The organism is Rahnella sp. CG8 (genome assembly GCF_023701875.1).
Lineage (GTDB): Bacteria > Pseudomonadota > Gammaproteobacteria > Enterobacterales > Enterobacteriaceae > Rahnella > Rahnella aceris.
This window is the reverse complement of record NZ_JABAED010000005.1, coordinates 1-14965: the sequence shown is the minus strand read 5'-3', so window position 1 is coordinate 14965 and position 14965 is coordinate 1. Positions and strand designations below refer to the sequence as shown.

General features: G+C 54.5%; 16 protein-coding genes. 14 read left to right on the top strand and 2 right to left on the bottom strand.

Going from position 1 to position 14965, the window contains the following annotated elements:
• Window positions 1–60: 60 nt before the first annotated feature.
• Entirely contained in the window at window positions 61–267 is a 207-nt protein-coding gene (locus HGO41_RS06260) for a hypothetical protein (RefSeq protein ID WP_157962144.1), read from the top strand.
• 50 nt (window positions 268–317) lie between these two features.
• Here the strand turns inward: HGO41_RS06260 and HGO41_RS06255 are convergent, their stop codons facing one another.
• Both HGO41_RS06255 and HGO41_RS06250 read right to left on the bottom strand, forming a co-directional pair.
• A complete protein-coding gene (locus HGO41_RS06255; RefSeq protein ID WP_223509806.1) occupies window positions 318–593 on the bottom strand; it encodes a helix-turn-helix domain-containing protein in 276 nt (91 codons plus the stop codon).
• Window positions 594–1125: 532 nt separating this feature from the next.
• A complete protein-coding gene (locus HGO41_RS06250) occupies window positions 1126–1851 on the bottom strand; it encodes a pirin family protein (protein WP_013575680.1) in 726 nt (241 codons plus the stop codon).
• A gap of 156 nt (window positions 1852–2007) precedes the next feature.
• On the opposite strand from HGO41_RS06250, the gene HGO41_RS06245 reads away from it, so the two are divergent.
• The 13 genes from HGO41_RS06245 (at window position 2008) to HGO41_RS06185 (ending at window position 14849) form a co-directional block, all read left to right on the top strand.
• The gene (locus HGO41_RS06245) at window positions 2008–2910 is read left to right on the top strand and encodes a LysR family transcriptional regulator (RefSeq protein ID WP_250980865.1); all 903 of its coding nucleotides are present in this window, start codon (window positions 2008–2010) and stop codon (window positions 2908–2910) included.
• Window positions 2911–3057: 147 nt separating this feature from the next.
• A complete protein-coding gene (locus tag HGO41_RS06240; protein ID WP_013575678.1) occupies window positions 3058–3825 on the top strand; it encodes a phytanoyl-CoA dioxygenase family protein in 768 nt (255 codons plus the stop codon).
• Between the two features lie 163 nt (window positions 3826–3988).
• Window positions 3989–4837, top strand: coding sequence for an AraC family transcriptional regulator (locus tag HGO41_RS06235; protein WP_015689991.1), 849 nt, complete (start codon window positions 3989–3991; stop codon window positions 4835–4837).
• Window positions 4838–5097: 260 nt separating this feature from the next.
• Entirely contained in the window at window positions 5098–6192 is a 1095-nt protein-coding gene (locus HGO41_RS06230) for an ABC transporter ATP-binding protein (RefSeq protein WP_013575676.1), read from the top strand.
• A gap of 4 nt (window positions 6193–6196) precedes the next feature.
• Window positions 6197–6847 carry an ABC transporter permease gene (locus HGO41_RS06225; RefSeq protein ID WP_013575675.1) on the top strand — a complete coding sequence of 217 codons (651 nt, stop codon included), beginning with the start codon at window positions 6197–6199 and terminating at the stop codon, window positions 6845–6847.
• On the top strand, window positions 6844–7551 hold the full coding sequence (locus HGO41_RS06220) for an ABC transporter permease (protein WP_015689988.1): 708 nt from the start codon (window positions 6844–6846) through the stop codon (window positions 7549–7551). The genes HGO41_RS06225 and HGO41_RS06220 overlap by 4 nt, the downstream gene beginning before the upstream one ends.
• A 34-nt stretch (window positions 7552–7585) precedes the next feature.
• Complete coding sequence (locus HGO41_RS06215; RefSeq protein ID WP_013575673.1) at window positions 7586–8470, top strand: ABC transporter substrate-binding protein; 885 nt, start codon at window positions 7586–7588, stop codon at window positions 8468–8470.
• Window positions 8467–10011, top strand: a complete 1545-nt coding sequence (locus HGO41_RS06210; protein ID WP_112198449.1) for an HAL/PAL/TAL family ammonia-lyase — start codon at window positions 8467–8469, stop codon at window positions 10009–10011. The genes HGO41_RS06215 and HGO41_RS06210 overlap by 4 nt, the downstream gene beginning before the upstream one ends.
• Window positions 10008–11210: a CaiB/BaiF CoA transferase family protein gene (locus tag HGO41_RS06205; protein WP_013575671.1), complete on the top strand. Its 1203-nt coding sequence runs from the start codon at window positions 10008–10010 to the stop codon at window positions 11208–11210. Before HGO41_RS06210 ends, HGO41_RS06205 begins: the two co-directional genes overlap by 4 nt.
• A gap of 15 nt (window positions 11211–11225) precedes the next feature.
• Complete coding sequence (locus HGO41_RS06200) at window positions 11226–12119, top strand: 3-hydroxyacyl-CoA dehydrogenase family protein (RefSeq protein WP_112198448.1); 894 nt, start codon at window positions 11226–11228, stop codon at window positions 12117–12119.
• Window positions 12116–12886 carry an enoyl-CoA hydratase-related protein gene (locus HGO41_RS06195; RefSeq protein ID WP_250980864.1) on the top strand — a complete coding sequence of 257 codons (771 nt, stop codon included), beginning with the start codon at window positions 12116–12118 and terminating at the stop codon, window positions 12884–12886. The genes HGO41_RS06200 and HGO41_RS06195 overlap by 4 nt, the downstream gene beginning before the upstream one ends.
• 55 nt (window positions 12887–12941) lie before the next feature.
• Window positions 12942–13691, top strand: coding sequence for a histidine utilization transcriptional repressor HutC (hutC, locus tag HGO41_RS06190; protein ID WP_037035698.1), 750 nt, complete (start codon window positions 12942–12944; stop codon window positions 13689–13691).
• A gap of 99 nt (window positions 13692–13790) precedes the next feature.
• The gene (locus HGO41_RS06185) at window positions 13791–14849 is read left to right on the top strand and encodes an NAD(P)-dependent alcohol dehydrogenase (RefSeq protein WP_013575667.1); all 1059 of its coding nucleotides are present in this window, start codon (window positions 13791–13793) and stop codon (window positions 14847–14849) included.
• Window positions 14850–14965 lie beyond the last annotated feature (116 nt).

Here is a 14965-nt window from a genome sequence, read left to right as displayed (position 1 = left end):
GATCCCGTTCAGTAATATTGGCCGCCAGCACCGGATGTGCAAGCAGAACAGTTTTAAAAGATGGCTGTTTTTCAAACGCCTGCATGGCACAGTCATAAACCAGATGATGTGCAGTTTGTTTACCGGGTTATTGACCGTCAGACCGCAGGATTGCGTTTGTGTGGCATGGTGGTTGATCCGACAGGGGGGGTGCTGGTGGAAAGCCATAACAGCCTGCCCGAGCCTGACGTTAGCCACGGCTGCGATGTGCCGAATTCAGGGAGTTAGCAGGGAGAGGAAGAAAAAGGGAGTCTTTACAACGCCCGGAGATGTTTATGCTATTCGTCTGACGGGGGTTTCTTACCGGGCGTGCGCAACGGACGTTCAACAAATTGCATTGTGCGCTTATCGAAATACCGGCTTGGCCAGATAATCGAAGGCGGCACGCCGATAGCCTGGCTTATCAGCAATTCCCCCTTTGGCCAGGGGCGGGTAAGCGCATTGGCTAATGTGGTTGAACATAAACCCGCAGCGCGTGAAACCGCAGACAAGGTGGTGCCTTTTTTGCGCAGTGCAGCAATGATGTCAGCGGGGTGCCAGTCCTGATTAATCAGGATTTCTCCCTCATGCTGCTGGATGTACGACGTAGGAAACGGCAGGAAAGTCGGACTATGGGGCAGTTTCATAGGTATTCTCCGATGTGATAGTTAACCACCACCGGAGCTGCGAAACTCGTTTGGTGGTGGCTCAGACAAGGTTCGCAGTACCGGTCACATCGGAAGCCGGCCAGCCCGGAGGCTGCCTTGCCTGAGTCACCATAGGATGTACAAATTACAAGCATCTGTATCTGACAGGTGTACGGAGGCAAATACATAATTATTACATATGTATTTCCGATGTGGTATTCAGGCTGCGAAACCTAGCCGCGTATTTTTGACGCGACGAGGCAAATATAACGTAAGGAAGGTTTATAAACCAACTGGATAACGACATAGATGGGAGATGCTTTCCAGAGAAACAGATCTGTTGAAGAGTATTACAGCAGGCTTTTTTATCCGTGAGGACGAAGATAATAAAAGGGCAGGCGCATTGCCGAAAAACCTGTAATACGCCTGCTTAAACACTTTCAATTAGCGTGCCGGACAATCAGCGGGTCGGATGATTGACTTCCACCGGACGCAAATCAAACAGCAAGACTTCTGCCTGGTCGCCGTCCGTGAAGGTGAGTTTATCTTCCTGACGGATACGTGCACCGTCACCGGTTCTGAATTCAATGCCGTTCACTTTGATGCTGCCGCGTGCCACGTGGACATAGGCATAACGGTCAGGGTCAAGGTCGAACGTGGCCTGTTCCGCACCGTCGAAGAAACCCGCGTAAATCTTCATGTCCTGACGCACGCTCAGTGAGCCGTTGTCACCTGTTGGCGAGATAATCAGGCGGAACTGGCCGCGTTTTTCCGCTTCAGGCACAGAGACCTGCTGGTAACCCGGTTTGGTCCCATTTTCAGATGGCACGATCCAGATTTGCAGGAAATGCACCTTTTCGTCACCGGAGTGGTTGAACTCACTGTGCGTCACACCGGAACCGGCGCTCATCAGCTGCACGTCGCCGGGGACAATCACAGAACCGGTGCCCATTGAATCTTTATGCTCCAGCGCGCCTTCCAGCACATAAGAGATAATTTCCATATTGCTGTGCGGGTGCGCCCCAAAGCCGCGCCCCGGTGCAACCTGATCATCGTTGATGACCAGCAGGTCTGAGAAGCCGACCTGTTTTGGATCCCAGTAACTGGCGAAGGAGAAGGTGTGACGTGAATGCAACCAGCCGTGGTCACCCAATCCGCGTTGTTCAGAGAGACGTTGTTCAATCATGATGTGCTCCTCAGTTTGTCAGGGGGGAAGCGCGTTTGCCCTTCCGATGAACAGAGAATACACGTAAACTAATTTGCTCAACAATACGGTTGTTTGACTATCACTGTCACGTTTTGGTTGACAATAAATGGCGTGAGAATAAAGGGTGCGGATAAGATGCAGACAGAAGATCTTCGTATTTTTATTGCCGTGGTAAAAGCGGGGAGTTTTACCACGGCGGCTGAACAACTGATGCTTTCAAAACAATATGTCAGTCGCCGCATGGCGTCGCTGGAGGCTGGCTTACATGCGCGGCTGCTCAATCGCAATACCCGCAAACTGTCGGTGACCGAGTCCGGCCAGTTGTTCGCGCAACATGCACAGCGCATCCTCGATGATATCGAAGAGGCCGAACGGGCGGTGTCGCCCAGGCGGCAGGTGCTTCAGGGAACGTACCGCATCAGCATTCCGATGTCGTTTGGTATCAGCCACCTTTCGCCGCTGATTGCCGAGTTTTTAGGTCAGCATCCGGCGATTCAGTTTCAGGTAGAACTGGTCGATCGCTATGTGGATCTGGTGGGTGAAGGTTTCGATATCGCGCTGCGCATTGGTAATCTGGCGGATTCCTCGCTGGTGGCGCGGCGGCTTGGCGAACTGAAGCGGGTGATCTGCTGCAGCCCGGAATATCTTCAGCGTAAGGGGACGCCGGAAACGCCGGAGGATTTGCTCAACCATCATTGCCTGCGTTACGGGCGCGAAGGACAGACCGGCTGGGAGCTGGAGCTGGAGCTGGAGGGCAAACGTCGTCTGTTTGATGTGCGCGGGCCAATTGTCAGCAATAACGGCGAAGTGCTGCGCGATGCGGCCGTCGCCGGACTCGGGCTGGTATTACTGCCGGAATTTATCGTCGGACCGGCGCTGCAATATGGCGCACTGGTTCGCGTTCTGGATGCATTTCATCCCGGCTCACTCAGCCTGCATGCCATTTATCCGCAGCACCGTCAGCGCAGCGAAGTCACCCGGGTATTTCTCGATTTTTTACAGGAAAGGCTAAAGGCACAACTGCTGGTATCGGCCTGAGATAAGCACCGCAGAGGTGAGCAGACCTGCGTCACACTTTTTGGGCGATCACACATAAATCCAGTGTTTTGTAGGATTCGCATCGTTTTTTCCTATAAAAACTGCCGTACTTTTATGTTACGCAAACGTTAACTGAAGGGGCGGAAAATGAATCATTCATCTGAGCAATATCTTGCAGCGCTGGGCGCAACACAACCATTAACTCCGGCGCAGGCTGACGAGCTGGAGACGCGCGGATACCTTGTTATTCATAATGTTATCGACAAAGACTGGCTGGAAGAGATGCGCACCGCGTTTGACATGCTGGTGGACAAAGAGGGCGATAATCTCGCCGTCGAACACCATCAGGAAGCCACCGCGACCCGTATCGCCAACATGATCAACAAAGGTACCGTGTGGGAAAAAGTGTGGTCGCATCCGCTGATCCTGTCCGTCTGTCATCATATTTTTGGTGGCGCGTTTAAGGTTTCGAGCCTCAACGGACGCGAAGCGCTGCACCGGGGCGGCCATCAGCCGCTGCATGCTGACTGGAAAAAGCCGCGTCCGGATTTTCCGAAAGTCCATCTGGTCAATGCCATCGTGGCGATTGACGATTTGAGTGCCGCCAACGGCGCACCGCGCATTATTCCCGGCACCCATCACCGCCCGGAATTGCCGGAGGATGTGCTGGCGGATGTTGAATTACCGCATCCTGATGAAGTGGTGTTCGAAGCACCGGCGGGCAGCGTGATGATTTACAACGCTCACGCCTGGCACGGCGGCACCAATAACCGCATTGGCACCCGTCGCCGCGTGCTGCACAGTTTGTATATCGACCGTGCGGATGCGCAGCAGCAGGATCAGCGTAAATGGCTGAAGCCGGAAACGGCAAGCCGCCTGACGCCTGCCCAGAAATGGTTGCTCGACGTGCTCTGAATTTCTGTTTTCCCCAGGCCTGGCCTGCCGGTCAGGCTTTTTCATGGCATTTTTACCGGCTTTTATAACGGACATCAGAGGGCGGTCACAGTGTGGCTGGCCGCATCACCGCGTATGTGTTACGTGTATGTTATGATGAAGAGAAAACCTCTGAGAGACTGCCATGCTGCAAGACGTGATAGAAACACTGTTCCGATCGGTGTCCGGCAGTGATGTGTTTGCTGTCAGGTTTCCTGATAATTCCCAGCCGCCGCCTGAACTGGCCTCCGTGGTCAGTTTTCCCCGTATTGAATTTGTCGTTGAAGGCGAAGTCCGCGATCGCAGCATTGCCGCAGGCAAAGGGCTGCTCAGGCAGGGTGATGCGCTGTATATTCCGGGGGGAAAATGGAATCTGATGGTGTGGGACAAGCCCGCGATTGTGCTGAGTGTTCTGTTCAGCAAAGAAAAACTGGGGTTCAGTTTACAGTTTTGGGATGGCGTGACATTTACCGGCACGGATAAACAAAGTGTTTCCCGCCTTGGCCCGCGTGTAGGCTCGTTTCTGTTGCAGGCGATGAATGAAATTGTCTCCAGTCCTGACGACCAGCAAACCGCGCGCTGCGTGGTGGCGGGGCTGTTAAGTCATTGTCAGGAACAGCTCGCTAACAGGGCGCAGATCCTTACCCGCAGCGGGGCGCTGTTTGAGGTAATCAAAAAGTATATTGAAGAGAATGCCTCACTGCCGCTGACGCGCGAAAACGTGGCAAAGCGTTTCCATATCACGCCGAATTATCTGTCTCATTTGTTTCGTAAATCCGGAGATATCGGCTTCAGCGAGTATCTGAATCACGTCCGCCTGGAAAAGGCAAAACTGTTGCTTAAAGGTTATGAACTGAAAATCAAAGAAGTGGCGACCAGCAGCGGCTTCGTTGACAGCAACTATTTCTGCCGGGTTTTCCGCAAAAGCACCGCCCGTTCGCCTTCTGAATATCGCAGTCAGTGGCTGAGTCAGTTGTCAGAGCGAAAGTCGTAAACAGCCTGTAGCCAGAAAGTAAAACATTCCGCACCGCAATGGGGCGGGGTGTTTGTTTCTGGTGCAAAAAAACCGCATCTTCCGTTCACTTTTTACCCCCCGGCACATCCCATCCGCCGTAATCCGTGGTTTTCACCCGCACAGAGAAGTTGGCATCCTGCTTGCTAGGTTGTACATACAAGTTAGTACATGTCAGGTCTGCAAAATAATCACACGCAGGCGCCTTATGAAAAACACTCCGTAATGTGGCTGGAAACGTAATGATTTCATTTGAGAGCATAAGCAAATTTTACGCAGATGGGACGGTGGCTGTAGACAGGCTGTCGTTCAGTGCGCCGACGGGACAAATTACTATGCTGGTCGGGCCTTCGGGCTGCGGAAAAACCACTTCACTGCGCATGATCAACCGGTTAACCGAGCCGTCTTCAGGCAACATTTTGCTGAACGGACAGCCGACCGCCGGGATGGATCTGGTTAAACTGCGCCGCAAAATAGGTTATGTGATCCAGAACGCCGGGCTGTTTCCGCACAAAACCGTGCAGGACAACATTGCGGTCACGGCACTGCTCAACGGTGCGACACGCACGGCAGCGCGTAAAAAAGCCCTCGAATTACTTGAAATGGTCGGGCTTTCGCTGACGATGGCGGAGCGCTATCCGTGGCAGTTGTCCGGTGGTCAGCAACAAAGGGTCGGCGTGGCGCGTGCGCTGGCATCGGACCCGGAATTCATGCTGATGGACGAACCTTTCAGCGCCGTCGATCCGGTGGTGCGCGAACAGTTACAGGATGAGTTTTTAAGATTACAACGTGAAATCGGCAAGACCATTATTATGGTCACGCACGATATTGATGAGGCGATGAAATTAGGCGATCAGGTTGCGGTTTTCCGCCCCGGTGGTCGTCTGGCGCAAATCGCCTCACCGGTGAAATTACTTAATGAACCCGGGGATGCGTTTGTCGCTGACTTTATTGGCCGTGACCGCGGATACCGCAAACTTTCGTTCGATATGATCCCTGATAATATCAGCCTGACGAAAGAACCTGTGATCGCGCCGGGTATTTCCGTCAGCGAAGCCCGATCCCTTGCCGGAGAAAGTGCCTGGTTACTGGTGGTTGAAAATGAATGTCCGCTCGGCTGGTATGATGTGACACAAAATAAAACCACCGTGGACCCGGAAGATATTAATCTCGGCAGCACCTTTGCGCCGAAAAATGGCACGCTGCGTCAGTTAATGGATTCGGTATTAAGTTCTCCCTGTCAGCGCGGTATCGTGGTTGATGAACAGCAGCGCTTTATGGGTACGGCAAATATCGAACAGGTGTTTTCACTTTCTCATTCCCGTGCTGTGAGGTAATACCATGCGTTTTGACTGGTTATTTCAGCAGCGGGAAAATATATTAACGCTGCTCGGCTGGCATGTTTACCTGTCTGTTATTCCGGTATTAATCGGGCTGGCACTGGCTATTCCGGTCGGGGGTGTTTTGCACCGCTGTGGGAAATTTAAAGACGGCATTCTCAATATATTAGGACTGCTCTATACCATTCCTTCCCTGGCGTTATTTGTTTTATTACCCGGTCTGCTGGGCACGAAAATTCTGGATACCGTGAATGTCGTGGTGGCTCTGACACTTTATGCGTTTGCGCTGCTGATCCGTACCGTGTGCGACGGGCTGGATTCTGTTCCACATGAAACCCATCAGGCCGCTGTCGCCATGGGCTACCGGCCATTACAGCGTTTCCTGAGCGTGGAATTACCGCTGGCTGTGCCGGTAATCGCCGCAGGTATGCGGGTAGTGGTGGTATCGAACGTCAGTATTGTGTCGATTTCAGCACTGGTCGGCATGCCGCAGTTGGGGGCGTTATTTACCCAGGGTTTCCAGCTACATTTCCTGACGCCGATTATTGCCGGTATTTTCCTGTGCATTGTGCTGGCGCTGCTGCTGGATAATCTGGTGCTGCGCACCGGCAATAAAATGACCACCTGGCAACCGAAAAGGAATGCGAAATGATTAACTGGTTGCTGGACTCCGGTCACTGGCTCAACGATGACGGCTTGCTGGTGCTGATATTTCAGCATCTGATTTACAGCATTGAAGCGTTGTTTATTGCGGTGATTATCGCTTTCCCGATTGGCTGTTATGTCGGTCATACCGGCAAAGGTGCGATGTTATTAATCGGCAGCGCCAATGCCATGCGTGCGCTGCCTTCATTCGGGTTGATCATTTTACTGGTAATTCTGTTCGGGCCGGTATTTGAATCAGACCTGGCTTTTATTGTGCCTTGTCTGATTGTGCTGATCATTCTGGCATTACCGCCCATCATGATGGGGGTATATTCCGGCATCAGGGCGATTAATCCGGCGATTATTGACGCCGCAACCGGCATGGGATATTCACCGCTGAAATTACTGCTGACGGTGGAAATACCCTGTGCAATGGCGCTGATATTATCCGGCATCCGCAGCTCTGCGCTGCAAATTGTATCTACGGCTACGATTGCTGCGTATGTTTCGCTTGGGGGGTTAGGGCGGCTGATTATTGATGGCCGTGCGCAGAACGATTATCCGCAAATGGTTGCGGGTGCTTTTATGGTGGGAATATTAGCGTTACTGGTTGATGTGTTTTTCTCTTTTTTAATTCGTTTCATTGTTTCACCAGGATTACGGCAGCGTGAACGCCGCCGTAAAAAAACAATTCCTTTATCGAATAACTGAATTATCTACTCACTCATTCCGGAGCCTGACAAAAATGAAATTGAAAAATCTGCTCGCCGTTGCCCTGTTTTCTGCTGCCGTCGTGCACGCCCCTGCCGCTTTCTCCGCTGAGACGGGTGGCACCATTATTATCGGTTCGGCGGACTTCCCGGAAAGCCAGCTGATTGCCACTATTTATCAGCAGGCGCTGGCGGCGAAAAACGTCAAGGTGGAAACCAAACTTAATATCGGCAGCCGTGAGGTGTATATGCCTGCGCTGCTTGACGGCTCAATCAACCTGATCCCGGAATACAGCGGTGCCACGCTGAGTTATCTCGACGAAAAAACCCAGGCGCATTCTGCTGAAGATGTGGCGGCGGCGCTGGCGAAAGCGCTGCCTGAGAAAATCAAAATGCTGGATATTTCTGCGGCGCAGGACAGCGATGTGCTGGCAGTGACTGAAAAAACTGCCAAAAAATACAATTTGAAAGATATCAGTGACCTGGCGCCGGTGGCGAAAACGCTGGTACTGGGTGGTCCGGCTGAATGGAAAACCCGTCGTGAAGGTGTGAAAGGGCTGAACGAAGTCTACGGCCTGACCTTTAAGAACTTCAAAGTGCTCGACGTCGCGGGTCCGCTGACGCTGTCAGCACTGACCAACAATCAGATTCAGGTCGCGGATATGACCTCAACCGATCCGGCGATGAAAACGAAGAATCTGGTGGCACTGGAAGATTCCAAACACTTATTCCCGGCGCAAAACATTGTGCCGCTGATTGCAAAAGACAAAGCCAGCGAGGTGGTTGAAACCACGCTGAACAATGTGTCCAGGCAACTGACCACCAGCGATTTGATCGTGATGAACGGCAAACTGGCGAATTTCGAAAGCGTGGATGCTGTGGCAAAAGAGTGGCTGACCGGGCACGGGCTGAATAAATGATGACGCGCACTGTCATCTTAGGCACGGCGGAAACCTCCGTCCGTGACATCGCCGATATCGCTTACGGGGCGCAGGTGCTGCCGGACCCGTCAGCATCAGACGCCATGCTGATCGTGCACGAGAAAATCAGGCAGGCGATTGATAACAATAAAGTGATTTACGGCCTGACTACCGGCGTGGGCGACCTGGTCACTCAGCGCCTGTCGCCGGAGCAAATTTCCGACGTGCAACTCAATATGCTGAAAAGCCATGCCTGCGGTACAGGGCCGGTTCTGGCGCAGCATGAAGTGCGGGCGATGATGGCGGTGATGATGAAATCCCTGTTGCAGGGATTCAGCGGCGTCAGCCCGGCGCTGGTGCAGACGATGGCCGATATGCTCAATAAGGGGGTGACGCCGTGGTCACCCGCCAAAGGGTCGGTCGGCTATCTGATTGCCACCGCACATATCGGGCTGTCAGTGTTCGGCTATGGAAAATCGTTCTATCAGGGCGAACTGTTACCGGCACGGGAAGCCCTGGAACGGGCGGGGATTGCCGTGCGCATTCCCGGCCCGCGCGAAGGCCATGCACTGGTCAGCGGCACCTATGAAATCACTGCGCTGGGGTGTCTGGCGGCGGAAACTTTCCGCGAATTGCTGCCGGTGGCGGATGCCGCGGGTGGCATGAGCCTGGAAGTGCTGAAGGGGAACATCCGCGGGTATGACGCCCGCCTTCATGCGCTGCGCCCGCACGACGGTCAGCAGGAAACCGCGCGGATTTTGCGCAGTTTACTGCGTGACAGTGAGATCCTCGATAAATACCGTGATTTTCGCGTGCAGGACGCGCTGAGCCTGCGCTGTATTCCGCAAATGCACGGCGCGGCGCGGGATGTGCTGAGTTATTGCCTGAAAACGCTGACCACGGAAGTGAATTCTGTCACGGATAATCCGGTGTTTATGGTCGAAGACGGCGAGCTGAATGTACTGCCGGGGGGCAACGGGCACGGTGCGCCGGTGGCGCTGTGTCTGGATGCGCTGGCGATTGCCATTGCGCAACTCAGCACCGGTTCGCAGGCCCGTTCTGACCGCCTGACGAACAGCCATCTCAGCGGATTGCCGGCTTTTCTGGTGGCCAATGGCGGGGCGCATTCAGGGATGATGATCCCGCCGTATGCAGCGGCCGCGCTGGCAGGGGAAAACCGTGCGCTGGCAGCACCGGCCAGTGTGCATACCGTGTCCACCTGTGCCGGACAGGAAGATCACATTTCCATGGGCGTGACGGCGGCACGCAATGCTATTGATGCCGTTGAAAATGCCATTGATATCGTGGCGATAGAAATCCTGTGTGCCACGCAGGCGGTGGAATTCCACCGGCCACTGCGCGCCTCGGCGGGCACGGAAACCGTGCTGTCTCTGGTGCGTGAGCAGGTGGCCTTCCGGCAGAGTGACGAGGAAATGTATCCGGATATGCTGGCCATCCGCCAGCTCATCAAACAGGGCGATATCTTGCGCGCGCTGACACCTTTGATTTTCGCAGACACCGTTGAGGGAGAAACCGCATGAGTGTATCAGCGACATCCCGGCCGCTGGAAGGGATCAAAGTGCTCGACCTTTCCCGCGTGCTGGCCGGACCTTACTGCGCTTCGCTGCTCAATGATTTGGGTGCGGAAGTGATCAAAATTGAAATGCCGGGTAAAGGTGACGATTCCCGTGATTTCACCCCGCATGTTAATGGCGAAAGCACCTATTTCATGCTGCTTAATCACGGCAAAAAAAGCCTGACGCTGAACCTCAAATCACCGCAAGGCCGGGCCGTGCTGGAGCAACTGATCGAAAGTGCGGATGTGCTGGTGGAAAATTTCCGGCCCGGTGTGACCACCCGCCTGGGCATTGATTATGACGCCGTAAAGAAGATCAATCCGAAGCTGGTGTATGCGAGTATTTCCGGTTTTGGGCAGCAGGGACCGCTGGCGCATAAAGCCGCTTACGATCATGTGATCCAGGCGATGGGCGGCATTATGCAGGTCACCGGCTGGGCGAACGGTGAACCGACGCGGGTGGGGGATGCGATTGGTGATGTGGTGTCGGGTCTGTACTGTTCGTGGGGCATTCTGGCGGCATTGCTGCAACGGGGCATTACCGGCCTCGGGCAACATGTGGATGTCGCGATGCTTGATGCGATGGTGTCGATGCAAATGGTCTCGCTGACACAACTGCTGGGCGGTATGCCGCTGGCCGGGCGACTGGGCAATGCACATCCGATCAGCGCCCCCATGGACAGCTACCGTGCGGCAGACGGTTATCTGGTGATTGCCGTCGCCAATGACAGCCTGTTCCTCCGTCTGGCACAGGCCATTGGCAAACCGGAAATCGTACAGGATGCGCGCTTTGCGACGGATCCGCAGCGCCTGAAACATCAGTATGAGTTACGGGTGCTGATTGAAGAGTGGTTGCACGACAAAACGGTGGCCGGGGCGCTCGCCCTGCTCGATGCCGGTGGTATTCCCGCCGCACCGGTCTGGGGGCTGGATGAACTGCTGCAAAGCCCGCACGCCGCCGAACGCGGATTACTGCATCAGGTGATGCATCCGGTCGCCGGTGAAATCAGTATCTTACCGCAGCCCGTGAAGCTGAGCGGCATGAACCAGCTACCCGATTTAATGCCGCCACAGCTTGGCGAGCACACCCGCGCCATTCTCAGTGCACAACTGGGGCTGTCTTCGCAGGAGATGGACACACTTGCGCAACAGGGCGTCATTTAACCGGAGGCAGATAATATGGAACCAACGCAGGTTGCAGTCATTGGCGCGGGCACGATGGGCGCGCGGATCGCTGCGGTATTTGCCGCCAGCGGCTTTAAGGTGGCGCTTTATTCACGCACTGAAAACTCGCTGCACAATGCGGCCAAAGTGATCGACAGTATCGACGCCGGGCTGACGGCGTCGGTCACGTTTACGACGTCCATGGCGGAATGTCTGAAAGGCGCGAAGATTGTTTCGGAGAATATCGCTGAGGTGCTGGCGCTTAAGCAGCAGATTTTCCAGGAGATCGAAAAACATGTCAGCGACGACTGTCTGCTGACCACCAACACCTCCAGCGTCCCGGTCGGGCAGATTGCCAGCGTACTGGCGGTGCCGTCGCGCTTTATCGGCCTGCACTGGTTTAATCCGGCGGATGTGATGCCGATGGTGGAAATTGTCTGCGGACCGCAAACCCATGAAAATACGCGTCAGCAGGCCGATGCGCTTTGTCAGCAACTGGGTAAACAGACGGTGACCATTCATAAAGAAGCGCCGGGTTTTATCGTCAACCGGTTGCAATACGCCATGCTGCGTGAGGCGTTGCATCTGGTCACAGCCGGAATTGCCAGCATCGAAGACGTGGACTTCGCTGTACAAAGTACGCTCGCCCCGCGCTGGTCGGCGATGGGGCCGCTGAAGCTGATGGATTTTGCCGGACTGGACACGGTGAAAAATGTCGCCGCGATATTACTGCCAGCCTTATCGCGCGACGAGGAGCTGCCGCCGTGGTTGCTGGCGCAAATTGAGCAGGGCAATCTGGGCACCAAAACCGGCGCCGGGTTTTATCCGTGGACGGCGCAGGCTATTGAAGAAGGTCTCGCGCACCGAAACGCCACAATCCTTGCCATCAGCGGGATGCAAAAACCATGAGCGAACTTATCCGCTGTGAACGTCATCAGGGCGTGGCGCATATCATTCTTAACCGGCCGGAAAAACTTAACGCGCTGAGTTCAGAAATGCTGACGCAATTGCTGGAGAAAATGCGCGAACTGGACGGTGATAAACAGATCCGCGCCATCGTGATTTCCGGCTCCGCGCGTGCGTTTGCTGCGGGTGCCGATACCGGCACGCTGGCCACCGCCTCAGCGATAGCCCTTTACACCAGCGGTTTCAGTGAAAAGTGGGATCAGATTGCCGCCATTGAAACGCCGGTTGTCGCGGCGTTATCCGGTTATGCACTGGGCGGCGGGCTGGAACTGGCGTTGCTGTGCGATATCGTGATTGCTGATGACACGGCCATTATCGGGCTGCCGGAAACGCACATCGGGATTATCCCCGGCGCGGGTGGCACGCAGCGGCTGGTTAAATCGGTGGGGAAATCACTGGCGATGGAAATCATCCTCGCCGGGCGAAAAATCACCGCCACAGAAGCGCTGGCCGCCGGACTGATCAGTCGTGTCACCACGCCGGAAACGTTAACGGAACAGGCGTTAAAGATTGCGCAGAATATTTCCCGTGCCGCACCGCTCGCCGTTAAGATGGCCAAAAAAGCCGTGCTGGCGAGTTTCGATATGGGCTTAACGGCGGGCATCAGTTATGAACGTTCGTTGTCGGCCCTGATTGCGGCCAGTGACGACCGCAGCGAAGGCATGCGTGCACTGGCGGCGAAAGAACAGGCGGCGTTTACCGGCAAATAACGTCCGGTAAAATACGCCAGCCGCCGTGCTCCGTGCGACATACAAGGCAGGAATGATGTCATCAAACAGAACGCTATCAGAAGTCATTGCGGATGCCGGAGACGAGCCTTCTCCGCTGTATAAGCAGGTGAAACAGGGGATCATTAATCAGATCCTGCACGGACACTGGCAACCGCATCAGCGCGTGCCGTCAGAAAGTGAACTGGTCGCCGAGCTGGGGTTCAGCCGGATGACCATAAACCGGGCACTGCGCGAGTTAACCACGGAGGGCTATCTGCTGCGTTTGCAGGGCGTCGGCACCTTTGTCAATGAAATGAAAGCGTTCACGCCGATGCTGGAAGTGAATAACATTTCTGACGAAATTAAGAGCCGCGGGCACTTTCATACCTCCCGCGTGTTGCAACTGGGTAAGCAAAGTGCCGGTGACAGCATGGCGATGAAATTTATGCTGCTGCCCGGCGTGGTGTTGTTTCATTCGGTGATTGTGCATTACGAAAATGACATTCCGGTGCAACTGGAAGACCGGCTGGTGAATCCGGACATCGCCCCCTTGTATTTACACCAGGATTTCACTAAAACCACGCCTTTCGCCTATCTGACCCAACTGGCACCGCTGACGGCGGGCGAACATACCATTGAAGCGGTGATGGCCAGTCACGACGAACAGCGCCTGCTGAATATTCATCAGACCGAGCCGTGCCTGCAAACCCTGCGCCGCACCTGGCATCATGAAAAAGTGGTGACCTGCGCCCGGCTGTTGTATCCGGGCGGACGCTACAAAATGTTCGGCAGCTTTAAGAAATAAACTGAACAGGATCAGGCAAGGATTCAGGAGGACTGTGGCTTGTGACTTCGGCGGTAAATTCTATAGTTAACGGGTCATTAACGACTCAGGAGTTTACTGATGAAAACTGTTGGATTTGCTGCTTACGATCCTAAAAAACCGCTGGCGCCGTTTACGTTTGAACGCCGCGGCCTGCGTGATAACGATGTCGCAATGGAAATTCTGTATTGCGGCGTTTGCCATTCCGATTTACATACCGCAAGAAATGACTGGGGCTGGAGCTATTATCCGATTGTTCCCGGCCATGAAATCGTCGGACGTGTCACCAGCATTGGTAAAGGCGTCACTCGCTACAAACCAGGCGATCATGTTGCCGTCGGTTGCATGGTAGACAGTTGTCAGGAATGCGATCAGTGTAAAAAAGGTGAAGAACAGTTGTGCCGCGAAGGTAACACCGGGACTTACGCCGGTTATGATCGTTTCACCAAAGAGCCGACGCAGGGCGGATACTCCAAGCATTTAGTGGTGCGCGAGGAGTTTTGTCTGCGTATGCCGGAAGGGTTAGATCTCTCCAAAGCCGCGCCGCTGCTGTGCGCCGGTATCACCACCTGGTCGCCGCTGAAAACCTGGAACGTCGGGCCGGGCAGCCGTGTGGGCGTGATTGGTCTGGGCGGTCTGGGCCATATGGCGGTCAAACTGGCGGTCGGTCTGGGTGCAGATGTTACGGTGGTGAGCCGTTCAAATGCCAAAGAAGCCGATGCGCTGGAATTAGGTGCAAGCCGTCTGCTGGTCAGCGCCGACAGCGACGCGATGGCGCAGGCACACGATCATTTTGATTTAATCATCGATACCGTGCCGGTCAAACATGACGTCACGCCGTACCTGCCGTTGCTGGATGTGGACGGTACGCTGGTGCTGGTCGGGCAGGTCGGGCCGATGGAAGAATTCAACACCGTACCGCTGTTGTTAGGCCGTCGTCGCGTGGCCGGTTCGCCAATCGGCGGCATCCGTGAAACGCAGGAAATGCTCGATTTCTGTGCTGAGAAAAACATTCTGCCGGATTGTGAAATGATCCGCATGGATGAAATTAACGAAGCGTTTGAGCGTATGGAAAAAGCCGATGTGCGCTATCGTTTTGTGATTGATATGGCTTCCCTGACCGCGCCTGCGGCGGTGTAATCTGTCGCAGCAATGAAGACAAAAATGGCTCCTGCGGGATAATGCCGATCGTTTAAGGATCAGTTGACCGATCCGGTGGCTCGTGTAAAAAGGGTTCATGCTCATCATGGACCCTT

Excerpts from the sequence above, each read along its gene's own strand:
- HGO41_RS06260 (WP_157962144.1), top strand. The coding sequence starts at position 61 with ATGGCTGTTTTTCAAACGCCTGCATGGCACAGTCATAAACCAGATGAT.
- HGO41_RS06250 (WP_013575680.1), bottom strand. The coding sequence starts at position 1,851 with ATGATTGAACAACGTCTCTCTGAACAACGCGGATTGGGTGACCACGGC.
- HGO41_RS06245 (WP_250980865.1), top strand. The coding sequence starts at position 2,008 with ATGCAGACAGAAGATCTTCGTATTTTTATTGCCGTGGTAAAAGCGGGG.
- HGO41_RS06240 (WP_013575678.1), top strand. The coding sequence starts at position 3,058 with ATGAATCATTCATCTGAGCAATATCTTGCAGCGCTGGGCGCAACACAA.
- HGO41_RS06235 (WP_015689991.1), top strand. The coding sequence starts at position 3,989 with ATGCTGCAAGACGTGATAGAAACACTGTTCCGATCGGTGTCCGGCAGT.
- HGO41_RS06230 (WP_013575676.1), top strand. The coding sequence starts at position 5,098 with ATGATTTCATTTGAGAGCATAAGCAAATTTTACGCAGATGGGACGGTG.
- HGO41_RS06225 (WP_013575675.1), top strand. The coding sequence starts at position 6,197 with ATGCGTTTTGACTGGTTATTTCAGCAGCGGGAAAATATATTAACGCTG.
- HGO41_RS06220 (WP_015689988.1), top strand. The coding sequence starts at position 6,844 with ATGATTAACTGGTTGCTGGACTCCGGTCACTGGCTCAACGATGACGGC.
- HGO41_RS06215 (WP_013575673.1), top strand. The coding sequence starts at position 7,586 with ATGAAATTGAAAAATCTGCTCGCCGTTGCCCTGTTTTCTGCTGCCGTC.
- HGO41_RS06210 (WP_112198449.1), top strand. The coding sequence starts at position 8,467 with ATGATGACGCGCACTGTCATCTTAGGCACGGCGGAAACCTCCGTCCGT.
- HGO41_RS06205 (WP_013575671.1), top strand. The coding sequence starts at position 10,008 with ATGAGTGTATCAGCGACATCCCGGCCGCTGGAAGGGATCAAAGTGCTC.
- HGO41_RS06200 (WP_112198448.1), top strand. The coding sequence starts at position 11,226 with ATGGAACCAACGCAGGTTGCAGTCATTGGCGCGGGCACGATGGGCGCG.
- HGO41_RS06195 (WP_250980864.1), top strand. The coding sequence starts at position 12,116 with ATGAGCGAACTTATCCGCTGTGAACGTCATCAGGGCGTGGCGCATATC.
- hutC (WP_037035698.1), top strand. The coding sequence starts at position 12,942 with ATGTCATCAAACAGAACGCTATCAGAAGTCATTGCGGATGCCGGAGAC.
- HGO41_RS06185 (WP_013575667.1), top strand. The coding sequence starts at position 13,791 with ATGAAAACTGTTGGATTTGCTGCTTACGATCCTAAAAAACCGCTGGCG.